The sequence below is a fragment of the Vulcanibacillus modesticaldus genome (assembly GCF_001730235.1).
In the GTDB taxonomy this organism is placed as follows: Bacteria; Bacillota; Bacilli; order Tepidibacillales; family Tepidibacillaceae; genus Vulcanibacillus; species Vulcanibacillus modesticaldus.
Genome location: NZ_MIJF01000078.1, coordinates 53,617 through 71,106, shown reverse-complemented (window position 1 = coordinate 71,106; position 17,490 = coordinate 53,617). Strand labels below are relative to the sequence as shown.

At 34.7% G+C, this 17,490-nt stretch carries 19 protein-coding genes; 3 read left to right on the top strand and 16 right to left on the bottom strand.

Annotated features, from left to right (window positions below):
• Positions 1 to 226: transposase (locus tag BHF71_RS12430; RefSeq protein ID WP_084024272.1), on the top strand; the 226-nt coding region annotated here is incomplete at its 5' end.
• A gap of 57 nt (positions 227 to 283) precedes the next feature.
• On the opposite strand, the gene BHF71_RS10505 is transcribed toward BHF71_RS12430, so the two are convergent.
• The 8 genes from BHF71_RS10505 to BHF71_RS10470 form a co-directional block, all read right to left on the bottom strand.
• Positions 284 to 667, bottom strand: a complete 384-nt coding sequence (locus BHF71_RS10505) for a hypothetical protein (RefSeq protein ID WP_069657589.1) — start codon at positions 665 to 667, stop codon at positions 284 to 286.
• An 8-nt stretch (positions 668 to 675) separates the two neighbouring features.
• Positions 676 to 1,668: a flotillin-like protein FloA gene (gene floA, locus BHF71_RS10500; protein WP_069657588.1), complete on the bottom strand. Its 993-nt coding sequence runs from the start codon at positions 1,666 to 1,668 to the stop codon at positions 676 to 678.
• 11 nt (positions 1,669 to 1,679) lie between these two features.
• The gene (locus tag BHF71_RS10495; protein WP_176717357.1) at positions 1,680 to 3,008 is read right to left on the bottom strand and encodes an NfeD family protein; all 1,329 of its coding nucleotides are present in this window, start codon (positions 3,006 to 3,008) and stop codon (positions 1,680 to 1,682) included.
• 217 nt (positions 3,009 to 3,225) lie between these two features.
• The gene (locus tag BHF71_RS10490) at positions 3,226 to 3,669 is read right to left on the bottom strand and encodes a GatB/YqeY domain-containing protein (protein ID WP_069657586.1); all 444 of its coding nucleotides are present in this window, start codon (positions 3,667 to 3,669) and stop codon (positions 3,226 to 3,228) included.
• A gap of 14 nt (positions 3,670 to 3,683) precedes the next feature.
• On the bottom strand, positions 3,684 to 3,857 hold the full coding sequence (rpsU, locus tag BHF71_RS10485; RefSeq protein WP_069657585.1) for a 30S ribosomal protein S21: 174 nt from the start codon (positions 3,855 to 3,857) through the stop codon (positions 3,684 to 3,686).
• A 109-nt stretch (positions 3,858 to 3,966) separates the two neighbouring features.
• Positions 3,967 to 4,302, bottom strand: coding sequence for a histidine triad nucleotide-binding protein (locus BHF71_RS10480; protein WP_069657584.1), 336 nt, complete (start codon positions 4,300 to 4,302; stop codon positions 3,967 to 3,969).
• 76 nt (positions 4,303 to 4,378) lie between these two features.
• Positions 4,379 to 5,650, bottom strand: a complete 1,272-nt coding sequence (locus BHF71_RS10475; RefSeq protein WP_069657583.1) for an HD-GYP domain-containing protein — start codon at positions 5,648 to 5,650, stop codon at positions 4,379 to 4,381.
• A gap of 217 nt (positions 5,651 to 5,867) precedes the next feature.
• Positions 5,868 to 6,506, bottom strand: a complete 639-nt coding sequence (locus tag BHF71_RS10470; RefSeq protein WP_069657582.1) for a hypothetical protein — start codon at positions 6,504 to 6,506, stop codon at positions 5,868 to 5,870.
• A gap of 268 nt (positions 6,507 to 6,774) precedes the next feature.
• Between BHF71_RS10470 and BHF71_RS10465 the strand changes: the two genes are divergently transcribed.
• Both BHF71_RS10465 and BHF71_RS10460 read left to right on the top strand, forming a co-directional pair.
• Positions 6,775 to 7,998 carry an MFS transporter gene (locus tag BHF71_RS10465; protein WP_069657581.1) on the top strand — a complete coding sequence of 408 codons (1,224 nt, stop codon included), beginning with the start codon at positions 6,775 to 6,777 and terminating at the stop codon, positions 7,996 to 7,998.
• Positions 7,999 to 8,093: 95 nt separating this feature from the next.
• Positions 8,094 to 9,050 (top strand): Na/Pi cotransporter family protein, encoded by a 957-nt coding sequence (locus BHF71_RS10460; RefSeq protein ID WP_069657580.1) that lies wholly within the window; start codon positions 8,094 to 8,096, stop codon positions 9,048 to 9,050.
• A 367-nt stretch (positions 9,051 to 9,417) separates the two neighbouring features.
• On the opposite strand, the gene deoC is transcribed toward BHF71_RS10460, so the two are convergent.
• The 8 genes from deoC to grpE all read right to left on the bottom strand — a co-directional run bounded on the left by deoC (position 9,418) and on the right by grpE (position 17,486).
• Positions 9,418 to 10,092 (bottom strand): deoxyribose-phosphate aldolase, encoded by a 675-nt coding sequence (gene deoC / locus BHF71_RS10455; RefSeq protein WP_069657579.1) that lies wholly within the window; start codon positions 10,090 to 10,092, stop codon positions 9,418 to 9,420.
• A 16-nt stretch (positions 10,093 to 10,108) separates the two neighbouring features.
• Positions 10,109 to 10,537 carry an NUDIX hydrolase gene (locus tag BHF71_RS10450; RefSeq protein WP_069657578.1) on the bottom strand — a complete coding sequence of 143 codons (429 nt, stop codon included), beginning with the start codon at positions 10,535 to 10,537 and terminating at the stop codon, positions 10,109 to 10,111.
• A gap of 64 nt (positions 10,538 to 10,601) precedes the next feature.
• Entirely contained in the window at positions 10,602 to 11,921 is a 1,320-nt protein-coding gene (gene mtaB, locus BHF71_RS10445) for a tRNA (N(6)-L-threonylcarbamoyladenosine(37)-C(2))-methylthiotransferase MtaB (protein ID WP_069657577.1), read from the bottom strand.
• A gap of 29 nt (positions 11,922 to 11,950) precedes the next feature.
• Positions 11,951 to 12,694: a 16S rRNA (uracil(1498)-N(3))-methyltransferase gene (locus BHF71_RS10440; RefSeq protein ID WP_069657576.1), complete on the bottom strand. Its 744-nt coding sequence runs from the start codon at positions 12,692 to 12,694 to the stop codon at positions 11,951 to 11,953.
• A 16-nt stretch (positions 12,695 to 12,710) separates the two neighbouring features.
• Complete coding sequence (prmA, locus tag BHF71_RS10435) at positions 12,711 to 13,646, bottom strand: 50S ribosomal protein L11 methyltransferase (protein ID WP_069657575.1); 936 nt, start codon at positions 13,644 to 13,646, stop codon at positions 12,711 to 12,713.
• Positions 13,647 to 13,725: 79 nt separating this feature from the next.
• Positions 13,726 to 14,856 (bottom strand): molecular chaperone DnaJ, encoded by a 1,131-nt coding sequence (gene dnaJ, locus BHF71_RS10430; RefSeq protein ID WP_069657574.1) that lies wholly within the window; start codon positions 14,854 to 14,856, stop codon positions 13,726 to 13,728.
• Positions 14,857 to 14,996: 140 nt separating this feature from the next.
• Entirely contained in the window at positions 14,997 to 16,832 is a 1,836-nt protein-coding gene (gene dnaK, locus BHF71_RS10425) for a molecular chaperone DnaK (protein ID WP_069657573.1), read from the bottom strand.
• A 69-nt stretch (positions 16,833 to 16,901) separates the two neighbouring features.
• On the bottom strand, positions 16,902 to 17,486 hold the full coding sequence (gene grpE, locus BHF71_RS10420; RefSeq protein ID WP_069657572.1) for a nucleotide exchange factor GrpE: 585 nt from the start codon (positions 17,484 to 17,486) through the stop codon (positions 16,902 to 16,904).
• Positions 17,487 to 17,490 lie beyond the last annotated feature (4 nt).

Below are 17,490 nucleotides of genomic sequence, written 5' to 3'. Positions count from 1 at the left end.
AAGAGTATTTGCAGATATGAAAGAGAAACATGGTTTGCGTTGGACTACGTTAAGAGGTTTGAAAAAAGTCTCGATGCAGGCGATGTTAGTTTTTGCTGCCATGAATTTGAAAAAGCTAGCGAATTGGACGTGGAAGAGACGTCCGAATCGCTCTCAATTTTTTATTTCATCCAAGATTTTAAGCATTTTTGACAAAAATAACCTCATACTAGGTAATTTAGCATGAGGTTAGTCTTCAGTCTGAAAGGTCACCAAGAGGTGACCTTATATACATCTTAATCGATTATTTATTTTTAAAAATATGATGAGGATTTTTACTTCGTGGTGCTTCTAGAATTTGAGACCAAATCAATCCGTGTTTAATACTTTTAGAGTTGATACCTTGCATTTTTTTATTATTTATATAATATGGATCCTGTTCTACAGACCCTTTAACAGGTTCATCATGATCTACTGTTTTCTTCATTTGAGTACTCATAGTTTGTTGCTCTTGATAAGTTCGATAGTTTGTTTTTTCTTCCTGTTTTTTTCTCAACTTCGTTTCATTTCCAACATTATCATATGGGCCAAACTGTTTGCCAATTTTTTTACCTTCGTCGGATTGATCTTTTTTACTAGTTAGATAAGAGATAATTCCTACGACGATTAAAGTAATTATCCAATCCATTCAATCACCTATTCTTTATGGGAATTATCGTTGTCATGATTCCCCATCTTTCCAAAGGCTTCTCTCATATCTGTATCGGCATTTAGATTTTTCATATTCAAATAATCCATAACCCCTAAAGTACCATTCTTTAAAGCTTCGGCCATCGCCAATGGAACTTCTGCTTCAGCCTCTACAACCTTTGCTCTCATCTCTTGAACCTTAGCTTTCATTTCTTGTTCCTTGGCTACAGCCATAGCTCTTCTTTCTTCAGCTTTAGCTTGTGCAATAATTTTATCAGCTTCAGCCTTATCAGTCATCAGTTGTGCACCAATATTCTTACCCACATCAACATCGGCAATATCGATTGATAAAATTTCAAACGCCGTTCCCGAATCAAGTCCTTTTTGTAATACTGTATGAGAAATCGAATCAGGATTTTCTAGAGTTTCTTTGTGCGATGAAGCTGAACCAATGGTAGTAACGATTCCTTCACCAACACGGGCGATAATCGTTTCTTCTCCAGCTCCCCCTACTAATCTGTCAATATTTGCACGAACAGTAACTCTTGCTTTTGCCTTAACTTCAATTCCATCCTTAGCCACAGCTGCTACAATAGGTGTTTCGATTACTTTAGGATTTACACTCATCTGAACCGCTTCTAATACGTCTCTTCCCGCTAAGTCAATGGCTGCTGCACGCTCAAAAGTTATTGGAATATCAGCTCGTTCTGCAGCAATTAAAGCATTAACTACTCGGTCAACATTACCTCCCGCAAGATAGTGACTCTCTAACTGATTTGTAGTTAAATTCAAACCGGCTTTTCTTGCTTTGATTAGAGGAATGACGATTCTTGATGGGATTACCCTTCTTAATCTCATTCCTATTAACGTTATAATTCCAATTCTTACCCCGGAAGCTATTGCTGAAATCCAAAGCATTATTGGCACAAATGTAAAAAGTATAGCTAATAAAGTAATGACAAGTGCAATGGCGATAAGTAAAGTAATTTGAACAGTCAAATTAATCCCTCCTAATTTTTAATTTCAAACTCCCTCACAACTATTTTTGTTCCATCTACTCGAATGACTTCAATGTCTTGACCCATATTAATAAAATTCCCTTCACTAACTACGTCATATCTTATACCTTCTATGATGGCTATTCCAGCCGGTCTCAATTTTGAGACCGTTTTTCCTTTCTTACCAATTAAATTCACGTCTTTGTCATGAGATACATAACCCATTGCCTTATTTTGCTCTTCTTTTAAGATAAAATGGTTCCATATCCCCCTATAACTAAAATATTTAAACAAAATAAAAGCCAAAATTGTGTTAACGAATAAAGCAATCGTTAAACCGATAAAACCATAGCTAGAATTCTCCGCTGCCAAAACTATTCCTGATCCCAATAAGATAACACCAATAACCCCAAAAATCCCAAATCCAGGTACAAATAATTCAATCACCATTAGAATGAACCCTATGACGAAGAGAAAAATCGACTCTAATCCAGCAAAACCAGCTAAATAATTTCCAAAAAAGTATAGTCCAAATGCAGATAAACCTACAATTCCTGGTATACCAAAACCCGGTATAAACAATTCTATCAAGATTCCCGCAAGACCAATTGTAAGAAGAAATGGAATAACGAATGGGTTTGTTACCAGCCTAGCTAACATTTCTGCAGGAGAAAGGGATACTTCTTCTACTCGAGCATTTTCTAACCCCAACAGTTTTAACAATTCATTTCTATTATTAGCAATTCCATCGGCAATTCCATATTGTAAAGCTTCATCAGAACCGAGTGTGATTAATTCTCCCTTTTTTGATATTCCAGGTATTTCAACATTAGGATCAACCATTCCCCGTGCAATTTCATCATTTTTTCCTTGTTGTTTAGCCGCATTTTCCATCTTACTAGCCCAAAAGGAGGTAATTTTAGGGTCAACTTCTTCTCCACTTATCGTCCTTACTGCGGCAGCCCCGATGTTACTATTTGGTTCCATAAAGATTTTATCGGCACTAAATGAAATATAGGAACCTGCTGAGATAGCATTACCTTTGATAAAGGCAATTATTGGTATTTGTTCTCTGATAATCAGTTCACCAATATCAACAGCAGCATCCACTGAACCTCCTAAGGTATTAATCTCTAAGATTATTGCATCAGCATCCCCTTCATTTGCTTCATCAAATGCTCTATCTAGATATCTTGCTAATCCCTTATCAATCGTTTGCTCGACTTTAACAACATAGATTACCTGTTCCTTTGCACTAACAATCACTGGATATAAGAAAGAGAACAGTTGGATAACAAATAAGATTGCAACCATAGAAGTTAAAGCAACTTTTCGGGTCAAATACATTCCTCCTCTAATTTTAAATTTATCATTTTAATTTTAAATTTATCATTATAGAAATTATTAATCCAATTCTTTTAGAAAAATTTATTTCTATATACGTTAGTATAAAACCATAGGTTTCATTAAATAAAAATATTTTATAATGCTAACGCACCTTTGATTGAGTAAGTCACGAAAAACAAAAAAACGCCTAGATTAATCTAGACGTTATTTTTTATGATAAAAGTTCCTGAACAAGCTTGTTGATCAACTTACCATCTGCACGGCCTTTAACTTTAGGCATTACTGTGCCCATAACTTTGCCCATATCTTTCTTGCTTGTAGCTCCAACTTCATTAATTGTATCTTGTACAACTTGTCTGAGCTCCTCTTCAGAAAGTTGTTCAGGTAAATATTCTTGTAAAATATCTATTTCATTTTTAACCTTCTCAGCTAATTCTGTACGATTAGCTTTTTCGAACTCTTGGAGGGAATCACGTCTTTGCTTTAACTCACGAGTCAGAACATCAACAATTTGCTCATCAGATAGTTCACCCTTATTCTCAATTTCAGCGTATTTTATGGCTGAACGAATCATACGGATAACAGAGAGTTTAAACTTGTCCTTGTCCTTCATCGCTTGTTTCATATCTTCATTAATTCGATCCATTAATGACATAGAGATGCCCCCCTTTAGAACTTCCGTTTACGAGCAGCCTCAGACTTCTTCTTACGTCTTACACTTGGCTTCTCATAATGTTTTCGTTTTTTGATTTCAGCCAATACGCCGTCTCGTGAGATATTACGTTTAAATCTACGAAGAGCGCTATCTAATGACTCGTTTTTTCTTACACGAATTTCTGACATACATTTCCCTCCCTCCACAAATACCATGCAGGAGACTTGCATTAAGCAAAGTCTAACAAATTTCATTATATTATATAGTTTTTTAAAGTGTCAACTAAGTTTTATGGATTTAGAAAGAAAGCTTTTCTCCACCTAACAAATGATAATGAATATGAAATACTTCTTGTCCACCATGTTCTTTACAATTGTTCACAACACGAAAACCTTGTTCATCTAGATCTAATTTCTTTGCCACATCTTGAATTACTCTATGTAATTCTCCCATCAACGACAGATCTTCTTCTTGTACATCCATGAATGTAGGGATATGTTTTTTAGGTATAATGAGCACATGAACCTTCGCCTTGGGACTGATATCATGAAAAGCTAAAAATTTTTCATCTTCATAGACTTTATTTGCGGGAATATCACCATCAATTATTTTGCAGAAGATACAATCACTCATCAAATGACCACCTTATCGTTAGATTATATGCTATATATTACCATAATTATACCAAAAAAGCCACCACAAGTGACTTTTATCTGATACTCATAATAAATTCTTTATCAAACTTCTCGTAATTTTTACCATATTCATCTTGTAAAGCTTCAATAAAAATCTTAACGATTTCTTCGTCAAATTGTGTACCCGAGTGCCTTATTAACTCTTCAACAGCATCTTTCATCGGCATACCTGTTCGATATGAGCGATCCGCCGTCATCGCATCAAAGGCATCAGTAATCGTAACAATCCTAGCATGAAGCGGAATTTGTTCCCTCTTTAACCCCAGTGGATACCCTTTTCCATCTATCCTTTCATGGTGATACCTAATAACCGGTAAAAACTTTTTAAAGAAATGCATATCCTTAACCAACTCGTAACCTTTCTCAGGATGAGTTTTTATTATCTGATATTCTTCATCTGTTAACCTACCAGGTTTACTGATGATTTCAAGGGGAACTTCTATTTTTCCAATATCATGCCAAGAAGCTGCCTGGGATAATTGTCTAACTTCAGACGTTGGAAGCCCCATCTTCTTCGCTAATAAGACTGTCCAAAACTTAACTCGTTCTGAATGGCTATAAGTTATGGGATCCATCTGTTTTAAAACATGTAAAATAAAGTTCGTATATGTGGATAATTCATTATCAAAGATTTGCCGATATTGTAAGGCAGGCTTGGCGAAGAATATAAGAAAAGTAAAAAGGGCAACACCGACAATATTAGTGTAATAAAAAAGAACTACATTTATTAAACCAAGAAATACGGTAATAAAAGCTGCTTTTGTAGTAGAAACAAGACCAATAAAACCATTTATCTCAAACTTCCCTTTTTCTAAAGAAACAACAGTAAATACAAAAATATTGTTTAAAATGGTATTCAAAAATGTGAGAAATAACAGTAGTACAAAAAAAGATGGTGTAAATATGACTGTAGCATTAATATTCGTAAAAAAGTAATTAAATATTAAAACAGTTACATAAGCTGACAAGCCAAAAATTGATATATTATAAAACTTTTTAAACCATATATGTTTATGATATATAAATAACAATGTAACAGAAATAAAAAGAACAGCGTAAAATGGCTCTAAGTATACAATTGCAGGTACTAGAAACGGCAAAATAATTATATAACCCAAATTACTCTGTAAATCTCTTATTACATCGATATTAAATATTGTTGCAAGTAAAATAAAGCCACTCATTGCAATAATTTGTTGGGGATTAATACCATCATAAGATAAAAATAGGATTGTGATAAATAATAGATAAACACTTGCTAAGTACACCTTTAGTCTTAATTTCATTGTATACACTCCTATTTAAACTGCATAGCATAACGTTAAAAACCCATTAAATCCAACCAGCTGCATCTCCAATAGCAACTTTTGTATTATTAGCAATACCTTGGATCTTTTTTAACATAAGCGATGACCTCCCTTAAAATAGATTTTTTCCTTCCATTTCAAGTTCAGCTCATCTCATTTTCTGCTCTGCTCTCGTTATGCTATGCAAACTTAAGAACTAAATCATCTGGTCAATTCTACGGTTCAAGGCATCAAGAGTAGCTTTTGCTACTGACGACAATAAATCTTTTGTCTTAACCACTGAACCGACAAACATATGTCCGGCACCCGAAGGTTGATGAATTACCGAAGCAGTTACAACGATAACGTCAACTTGACCCATACTCACCTCTTTAACCCGATCAATTCGGATGCTGTAATCTTTTGCAACCTTCATCAAAGCCCTTGCCGTTGCATTGGCTATTATATATTCTAACTCCATCTCAAATTGATGTGCTTCAACACTCTCAACAATCGTTTCTTCATTATATTCTAATTGTACAAATCCTTCAATAACCCCATTCATCTTCTGTACTTGGTAAGCTGTTAAAAAGCGAATTCGTTTGTCGTCACTTAATATTCCTCTCTCAAATTGTTGTTCCACTATACTTATCTTTGTATGGTTGATCCGAAAACCAGCAATCTGTCTAAATGTTTCTTCAACATCCCTTTTAATTTCCTTGGGATGACGAGAGCCATCACTAAAAATCCCAATCGCCAATACTTCACCTTGTTCATCAAGGTCTACATGTGCACTATGTACATTTTTTAAAGTGCAAAATTGTTTTTCTAATTCAATTGCCAATCCTTTATCCATAAAAAATCTTCCTTTATAATAATATATTTGATATTATCAAGATATTCGCTAATTTTAAATAATTTCAATACCAATAGATAATTCGTCATATTTCGTCGTTTTCCTTCTTTTTTTTAAAAAAATATTCCAATTTTCGCATCAAAATTTTAATTAATCGCTAATGAAAGATTTTTTTATTTTTTTGATTATTAAAAAAAGGAATTATGTTACAAATATTTAATTTAAATATAATATTAGGTAACTTGGTTGGAAGGAGTTTTATTTTAAAATGGAATTAATGAAAGCCTTACAGCTTAAAAAAAACGGGCTAAATGGTCCTTTCTTATTGTTATCAGCAGGAAGATTAGTATCGCAGTTAGGTGATAAATTATATTTATTAGCATTACCCTGGTTGGTACTAGAGTTGACCCACTCTGCCTTACAAAGTTCTATTACATTTGCTCTAGAGATGATACCTCAAATCATAATCGCTCCTTTTATTGGGGTTTATGTGGATAGAATAAAAAGAAAAAAATTGATGGTTTTCTCTGATTATTTCCGAGGAATTGTTGTTGGTGGAATTACTATCTTAGCTTTCTTAGAATTAATACAAATGGTCCATGTTTATATAGCTGCTTTTTTACTTTCAACCTTTACTTTACTTTTTGATTCTGCTTCAGAAGGATATCTAACTGGAATTGTAGCAAAGAACAAACTACTTGAGGCTAACGCTAATTTAACTTTTATCAATACTTTAATGAGATTAGTTGGGCCAATATTATCAGGAATTTTTATCGGATTAATTGGTGCTACTGGTACTATCGGATTAAACGCTATCTCATTCATTATTTCAGGAATTATTCTGAGTTTCCTACCCAATGAGGATATTAACAAGGATACAGACAAAAAAACCCGAGCAATTATTACGGAAATAAAAGAAGGATTTAAATATTTATTTAACCATCAAGTTCTGTTCCCAATTGCAATATTCAGTACTTTTATGAATATCGCTATCTTTTTGGTAACTACGCTCTTAATATTTGAAAGTAAGGAAACATTGGGTTATGGACCAGAAGAAACTTCGACAATTTTTTGGGTAAGCGGTATTGCTGCTTCAATCACAACTCTACTCCTTAAATATTTGAAGAAATATTTAAATAAAGGTCAGATGGTGCGTTTTGGTAGTATCGGAGTTCTAATTGCAATATTGTTATTAGTTTTTAAACAATCATTAATAACCATTACGATCTCCTACTCATTGCTATTAATGATCGGGATTATCGTTAATGTTAATATGATGGCATATCGCCAAGAGATTATCCCTAATCATCTTTTTGGAAGAGTTATGACTTCAAGTCGGGTATTAGTCCAAGTGTTCACACCGGTTTCAATGGTGTTATCAGGTTGGTTAGCGATGAGATATGGTTCCAAACTGGTTTTTGAAATAGCCGCTTTTATCGTTCTATTTAATGTACTTTATGCATGGTTTAGTAAGTTAAGAGATATTAAATAGTGGTTTATACACTAGTAATCCTTAGTATTCGGCGTTCTAATTTGTCCATTTAATTCATAACTTTAATGGTAAGACAAATTAGGAGCTGAGGATATATGAGGGAAATCATAATCCCATTTGCCACAGGTATTACTCTTTTTTTGTTTGGAATGCAATTAATGAGAATAGGTTTAATGAGAATATCTGGTGATTTTCTTCATTCTTTCCTTTATCGTTTCACTAAAACACCTTATCATGGCTTTTTCACTGGAACAGTTGCAACATTACTTTTGCAAAGTAGTAGTGCGGTAACAGTTATCACCATCGGTTTAATTAATGCTCACTTAATTACTTTTTACCAATCAATTGGGATTATCCTAGGCACCAACATTGGAACAGTTGCTACTGCTGAATTGATTGCCCTAAATATTGGGAAATGGGCTGTTCTTCTCCTCTTATTTGGTGCCATATTGGTTCTATTTCCATCCAAAAACTCTAGGGCTATTGGATTAATAAGTGGTGGGTTTGCCATCATTTTTTTGGGAATGGATGCCTTACAAATGATTGCCACTCCGATTCAAAACTCAAAAATCATGCAATCAGTTTTGGCAATGGAAGAACATAAATTATTTATCGGTTTATTATTTGGTATCGTGATAACAGCGATCATCCAATCAAGTAGTGCAACTACGGCAATAACGATGAGTATGATTTACTATCAGAATATTCCTTTAACTTTTGGGATAGCTGTAATTTTGGGCAGTAATATAGGAACTTGCTTTACTGCTATACTTGCTAGTATTGGCGGGAGTATCGAAGGAAAGCAAATGGCAACTGCTCACCTTTTATTAAACATCATTGGTGTAATTATTTTTTATCCATTAATAATCCCACTTGCTTTAATCGTACAAAGCTTAGCAGAATATCCTCCAACTCAAATTGCCCACGCTCAGTTAATATTTAACCTAGTTAATTCCCTTATTATCTTACCGTTCGTAAAACCTTTTGCTAAATTAACTATACTCTTAGCACCTAAAGAGAATTTCAACATTCATAAATTTTGGAGAAAATAACTAAGAAACATATACCTTTAATTAAGTGTTGTATTTTGTATAAGTGCGACTTTTGGGAGTGAAACGGACAAGGTGAGCACGTTACAAAATACAATGCTAACTTACCTTTAATTAAGTGTTGTATTTTGTATAAGTGCGACTTTTGGGAGTGAAACGGACAAGGTGAGCACGTTACAAAATACAATGCTAACTTACCTTTAATCAAGTGTTGTATTTTGTATAAGTGTGGCTTTTGGGAGTGAAACGGACAAGGTGAGCACGTTACAAAATACAATGCTAACTTACCTTTAATTAAGTGTTGTATTTTGTATAAGTGTGGCTTTTAGGAGTGAAAAGGCGATCCCCGTTATGGGAATCGCCCTTTTTATTAATAATCTGTATCTGCAACTAAACCATTGATAATCTTGACACCAGAACTTGTACCAATACGAGTAGCTCCCGCTTCAACCATTTTTAAAGCCCCATCAAAATCTCTTACACCACCGGAAGCTTTTACTCCCATATCTGGGCCAACAGTTTCTCTCATCAACTTGATGTCCTCGTATGTAGCACCACCGTTGCCAAAACCTGTTGAAGTTTTTACAAAATCTGCACCTGCTTTTTTACTTAATTCGCAAGCTTTAACCTTTTCTTCATCAGTAAGTAAACCAGTTTCTAAGATAACTTTTACCAATGCCTTACCTTTTGCTGCCTCTACAACAGCTCTAATATCTTCTTCTACCACATCATATTGTTTGGATTTTAATGCTCCAATATTGATAACCATATCAACTTCAGTAGCACCATCTTCGATGCTCTTAGTTGTTTCATATGCTTTTACTTCCTTGGTAGTTGCTCCTAAAGGAAATCCAATTACAGTACAAACCTTAACATCAGTATCCTTTAGATGTTGATAGCTTCTAGAAACCCAATAAGGATTTACACAAACTGATGCAAAATTGCTTTCTTTAGCTTCTTCACAAAGCTTATCAATCATTTCAGCTGTTGCATCAGGTTTTAGTAAAGTGTGGTCAATTAATTTTGCTAGTTCTTGTTTGTTCATTTTCTAATCCTCCTGATTAAAATTTATTGAAGCCTAATTCTTGCAAAGCTTTTTTTAAGACAAAAAGATTATTTTCATAGCCAGATGTTTTTTGCTTTTCCCAAGCATCTTCTAAGCTTAACCATCTAGCTGAACTAATCTCACTTGTCTGTACTTTAATTTGATTAGATAAGGCCTTCACTAAGTAATAATGAACTTCCTTTTCCACTTTATCAAAACTAGAGTGGTAATATTCATAATATACCTTATCTAGAGGTTTGACAACCTCTCCTTTAATTCCAGTTTCTTCAAGAATCTCTCGAATCGCTGTTTGTTTGTAAGTTTCTCCTTCTTCTCTTTTTCCTTTTGGTAATGTCCACTTATGATATATATCTTCAATCATCAGTACTTTAATTTCATCGTTTTCCTGATAATAAACAACTCCACCTGCAGAAACTTCCTTCAATCCAACACCTCCTTAAGTTCCATAATAATTATTTTACTATTATGGTTTGTTAAATCAGCTAATATTAATCTTCGACACTAATTAGTGTCCCTTGACTATATTCTAAGCCAACTTTATCCAATCTAACTTTGCATATTTTCCCAATAATATCTTTATTACCTTCAAATACCAACTGGATATAATTATCCGAATATCCCATAAACAAATTATCTATTGAACCATCTTTAAAAGGCCTTTCAGGGATAACCGCCAAAACCTTACCAATGAATTTGTTTGCATATTCAAATGATAAACGGTTTGAAAGCCCTATCAGCTTTTGTACTCGTTGATGCTTAATATTTTCAGGTACCTGATCTTTCATTTTTGCTGCCGGGGTACCCGAACGTTTTGAATAGGGAAATACGTGTAATTCAGCAAATCCAATTTCTTCGATAAATCGATAACCATTCAAGAACTGTTCTTCAGTTTCACCAGGAAAACCAACGATAACATCAGTTGTTATGGCAATATCAGGCAAAACCTCTCTAATTTCAGTGATTTTTTTCCTAAACATATCAGTTGTGTACTTCCGCTTCATTTTCTTTAAAACTTCATCGTCACCGGCTTGTAAAGGTATATGAAGATGATTAACTATTTTTTTAGACTTTTTTAATACATCTAAAACTTGATCATTAATTTGACTAGCTTCGATTGAACTTATTCTTATTCTCTTTAATCCATCTATAACATCTAAGTCACTTAATAATTTAGCAAGGCTATAGTCCTCTAAATCTTCTCCATAACCGCCTGTATGAATTCCTGTAAGCACTATCTCCTTATACCCTGATGCAACCAATTGCTCTGCTTGTTTTAAGACATTTTCAGGTTTTCTACTGCGTGATAATCCTCTTGCCCAAGGAATTATACAATATGAACAGAAATTATTACAACCTTCCTGTATTTTTAATGAAGCTCTTGTCCTATCCGAAAACTCAGGAACATCCAGTTCTTCAAACTCTTCAACCTTCATAATATCTTTGACAGCATTAATAGGTTCCCTTTTCCGCAAGTATTCCTCAACATATTCTACCAATTTTTCTTTTCCTCTATTTCCAATGATTATGTCTACTCCGGGAATATCCATAACCTCAGAAGTTGATGTTTGGGCGTAACATCCAGTTACTGCGATTACCGCATCCGGATTTCTTTTAATAGCCCGTCTAATGATTTGCCTACTCTTTTTATCGCCTGTATTGGTGACGGTACAGGTATTGATAACATAAATATCTGCTTTCTTTTCAAAGTCAACACGGCGATATCCGTGATTTTTGAAGAGTTGCCAGATGGCTTCTGTTTCATAATGATTAACTTTGCAACCCAAGGTATGAAATGCTACAGTTGGCAATTTATTAACTCATCCCTTCTAAATTCCAATTACTTATTCGTCACTTGTTCTAGGTGGTAAATAATATTTGAAGACCCTACAATTCCAGCCGTTTCAGTTCTAAGAATTCTTTTGCCTAAAGTTATAGAAATCGCTCCATGCCTTATAGCTTTACTAACTTCTTGTTCTGAAAATCCACCTTCAGGGCCAATAATTAATAAAATTTTTTTATTATCATCCCACTGGTTAAGTGCCTGATAAAGCGTAACTGTATCTTCTTGCTCAAAAGCAATTAAAGTATAATAATCCTTCATGTAAGTAAGAAGCTCTTTAAAACTAATAACCGGTAAGATTTCTGGTATCTTGCTTCGATGTGATTGTTCAGCTGCTTCTTTAGCAATTCTCTTCCATCGTTCAATTCTTTTCTGTTCCTTTTTTTGGTTTAATTGAACAATCGTTCTTTCTGAAATAAAGGGAAGAAATGACGATATTCCTATTTCCGTCCCTTTTTGAACAATCAAATCCATCTTATCTGATTTAGGTAAGCCTTGAGCCAATGTAATTTCAACAGTAGGCTCACGACTTTCATCTAATATGGAAACAATCTTACATACGGCCTGTTCAAGATTTATCGATATAATTTCTGTTATTGCATCAAATCCTTGACCGTTACTGCATATTATTTTCTCACCGGGTTTTGCCCTTAATACCTTCGATAGATGATAAGCATCATCACCGGTTATAATGACCTCGTCTTCTTTAAATTGATCATGTGAGACAAAATATCTTTGCATCTTAAACCCCTACTATCTAAGCTCTTTTTGCAATAAAAGCTACCCAATCATCTTTTCTTAGTGTTTCTTCAATAATAAAGCCATCTCGAATTAGAACATCCTTTACTAGTTCAGCTTTTGTCCCAATAATACCTGAAGTAATATAGATGCCATTAGGTTTAAGTACCCTTGCCACATCACTAGTGAAACGAATAATTACTTCAGCCAAAATATTTGCCATGACTAGATCTACTCGTTTATCAATGTTATCTAATAAATTATTTTGTTTTACTTCGATAACGGAGCCTACATTATTGATTTTAGCGTTCAGCTTTGCACTTTTTATAGCCACTTCATCTAAATCAAGAGCCAAAATATGTTTCGCCCCTAGTTTTGCAGCAGCGATACTTAATACTCCCGTGCCACATCCTACGTCAATTACTTCCTCATCACCTTTGATTACCTTTTCTAATGCTTGAATACACATCACAGTTGTGGGATGTGTTCCAGTACCAAAGGCCATTCCAGGATCTAACTCGATTACTATTTCATCTGATTTAGGTTCAACCTCTTCCCAAGTAGGTGTTATTAATATTTTATCTGCTATTTTAACAGGTTTGTAATACTTCTTCCAACCCGATGCCCAATCTTCTTCATTAACTTCAGAAATAGAAATTTTACCATCCCCGATATTTATATCAAAAGTTAATAAATTATTAATAGCAAGTTTTATTTGCTCTACTGTCTCCATTAGATAGCTATTCAATGGAAAATAAGCCTTGATCACTACGCCTTCTTCTGGAAAATCTTCAGGAGAAAGTTGATAAACTTCACCATAAGGAGTTTCCCATTCACGCTCTAATATTTCTGGGTCTTCGATGATAACACCACCAGCACCAGCTTCATGCAAAATATTAGCAACAGCCTCAATTGCCTCTTGTGTGGTGTGAATTGAAATTTCAGACCATTTCATACAACATTCCTCCTGAATTTTTATTTAACAAGATATTTTTACAGTTTAATTTTAGATATGTCAAGTAAAAAGTGGGGGATTATTCCCCCATAAATGCTTTTTTCATCTTTTCAAAAAAAGATCGATGTTGTTGGTGAGTTTCTTCACCACTTAGTTTACCAAATTGCCGTAATAGTTCTTTTTGTTCTTCTGTAAGCTTAGTAGGAGTTACAACAATAACCTTAACATGTTGATCTCCTCTACCACCATATCTTAACCTTGGAACTCCTTTTCCTTTCAATCTAAAATTAGTTCCAGTTTGTGTTCCTGCCGGAATCTTTAATTTTACTCTTCCATCAAGGGTAGGCACTTCGATTTCATCACCTAAAGCCGCTTGGGTAAATGTAATCGGTACTTCACAGTAAATATTATCTCCCTCTCGTTCAAAGAAATTATGAGGTTTTACATTTAATACGATAAACAGATCTCCAGGAGGCCCACCATTAACACCAGGTTCTCCTTCTCCACTGATCCTTATTTGAGCCCCATCATCAACACCTGCAGGGATTTTGACGTGAATTTTCTTATATTTTTTAACCCTACCTGAACCATGACATTCTGTACATCTCTCTCTGATAATCTTACCTTTTCCATGACACACAGAACACACCCTGCGATTAACGATTCGTCCAAATGGAGTATTTTGAATAATTTCCTCCTGACCTGTTCCTTTACATCTAGAACAGGTTTCCACTTTGGTTCCAGGTTTGGCACCTGTACCATGACAAACATCACATTCCTCTTCTCTCGGGATCGTGATCTCCGTTTCTTTTCCAAATGCTGCCTCTTTGAATTCTATCGTCATGCTATATTGTAGATCAGCACCTCTTCTTGGAGCATTCGGATCTCTTCTTCTTCTCCCTCCGCCAAAAAACATATCAAATATATCGCCAAAATCGCCAAAGCCTTGATCTCCAAAACCTCCAAAGCCGCCACCACCAAAACCGGCATGTGGATCCTCATGCCCGAATTGGTCATATCTAGTTCTTTTGGCTGGATCGCTAAGAACATCATATGCTTCCTTTATTTCTTTAAATTTAGCTTCAGCATCAGGTTCTTTATTGACGTCGGGATGATATTGACGAGCAAGTTTGCGATAAGCTTTTTTTATCTCATCTTGCGAAGCATCTTTACTTACACCGAGCACTTCATAGTAATCCCGTTTACTCATCTAATTCCCCCGTCCTTCATCAAAAGCTTCTATAATAAAAATCTACTATCAAGCCAAACTTTAATCAAAAAGAGATTTTTCAAACGCTTGATAAAGCTAAAAGTCAAAGCCAAGAATTGACTTTGACTTTTCTAATATTATTACTTTTTATCCTCATCGTCTATAACTTCATAATCTGCATCTACAACCTTATCATCAGCTTTTTTCTCGTTTTCAGCATTTCCTTCTGCAGCTTGATTCGCTTGAGCAGCTTGTTCATAAAGTTTAACAGATAACTGTTGAATAATTTGGTTTAGTTTTTCTGAGGCAGATTTAATCTCTTCAACATCGTTACCTTCTAATGCTTTTTTCAAAGCATCCTTTGCTTCGTTCGCCTTATCTACTTCAGCTTGATCTACCTTACCTTCTAACTCTTTTAATGTCTTTTCAGTTGTATATACTAAGGAATCAGCTTGGTTACGAATTTCAACCTCTTCTTTACGTTTTCTATCCTCTTCTGCATTTGCTTCAGCTTCTTTAATCATTTTTTCGATTTCTTCATCACTTAGACCACTTGAAGAAGTGATAGTAATCTTCTGTTCCTTACCAGTTCCAAGATCTTTAGCAGAAACATGAACAATTCCATTAGCATCAATATCAAAAGTAACCTCAATTTGAGGTACTCCACGTGGTGCAGGAGGAATATCAGTTAATTGGAAACGACCCAATGTTTTGTTATAAGCGGCTAATTCACGCTCTCCTTGCAATACGTGAATATCTACAGCTGTTTGATTATCTGCAGCTGTTGAGAATACTTGTGATTTACTTGTTGGAATAGTTGTATTACGTTCAATTAGCTTAGTAAACACACCACCTAAAGTCTCAATACCTAAAGAAAGTGGAGTTACGTCTAATAATACAACATCTTTAACATCGCCAGTTAAAACTCCCGCTTGAATCGCCGCACCAAGAGCAACTACCTCATCAGGATTTACTCCTTTGTGTGGTTCTTTTCCGATAAAGTTCTTGATAGCTTCTTGAACTGCTGGGATTCGAGTTGATCCACCAACAAGTACTACTTTATCGATATCATTTGGTGTTAGACCAGCATCTTTAAGAGCTTGACGAGTTGGTCCCATTGTTCTTTCAACTAAATGAGCTGTTAATTCTTCAAATTTTGCACGAGTTAAAGTAACTTCTAAGTGTTTAGGACCTGTTGCATCAGCAGTGATAAATGGTAAAGAAATCGTTGTTGTAAGTACACCAGATAAGTCTTTTTTAGCTTTCTCTGCAACGTCTTTTAAGCGTTGTAATGCCATCTTATCTTTGCTTAAATCAATACCATTTTCCTTTTTGAATTCTTCTATCAAATAATCAATAATCGCTTGGTCAAAGTCATCTCCACCAAGTTTATTATCTCCACTGGTAGCTTTTACTTCAAAGAATCCATCGCCTAATTCTAGAATTGATACGTCAAAAGTTCCGCCACCTAAGTCATATACTAGGATAGTTTGATCCTCTTCTTTTTCTAATCCATATGCCAATGACGCTGCTGTTGGTTCGTTAATAATCCGTAAAACTTCTAATCCAGCTATTTTACCAGCATCTTTTGTTGCCTGACGTTGGCTATCGTTAAAATATGCAGGTACTGTGATTACTGCTTGAGTTACCTTTTCTCCTAAATATGCTTCTGCATCAGCCTTTAATTTTTGCAGAATGATAGCAGATATTTCTTGTGGAGTATATTCCTTTCCATCAATATTCACTTTATAATCTGTACCCATATGACGTTTAATTGAAATTACAGTGTTAGGATTTGTAATAGCTTGACGCTTAGCAACTTCACCTACTAAACGCTCTCCATCCTTTGTAAAAGCCACAACAGATGGAGTTGTACGATTTCCTTCTGCGTTAGGAATTACAACCGCTTCGCCACCTTCCATTACTGCAACACAAGAGTTAGTTGTACCTAAATCAATTCCGATTACTTTTCCCATATATAGATACCTCCATTACTAATTTTTTATTTTCTAAAGTTATCCAAATTCAAATATTCTAAAGAAGATCTAAGTATTTACTTTTACCATAGATGGACGAATTACTTTACCTTTAAATTTATAGCCCTTTTGTAATTCTTCCACCACAACACCTGATTCATATTGATCAGATTCTACCTGCATCACAGCCTGATGGATCTCAGGATCAAAATGTTGACCAACCGCTTCAATTGGTTCGAGGCCCTCTTTAACCAATAACTCTTCCAATTGACGGTAAACCATTTCAACCCCTTGAACCAAGGTTTCAAAATTCTGATTTTCTTTACTTGCTTCAATAGCCCTTGCAAAATTATCGAAAGTTGGAAGTAATGCTTCTATCAATTTAGCGTTTGCATATTTTGCTAATTCCTCTTTTTCTGTACGTGTTCTTTTCCTATAATTATCAAAATCGGCTTGAGAACGTAACAGACGATTTTGTAAATCTTCTATTGTTTTCTTCAAGTTTGCCACTTCATCCACTGCTACCTCTTCTTCTGAGGTAACTTCTCCCTCTATTGTCTGATTTTTAACCTCATCATTAGTGTTTTCTTCAGTTTTTTCTACCTTTTCTTCTTCCATAGCTATATTCCCTGTCTTCCTTTCTTTATCACTCATTTGG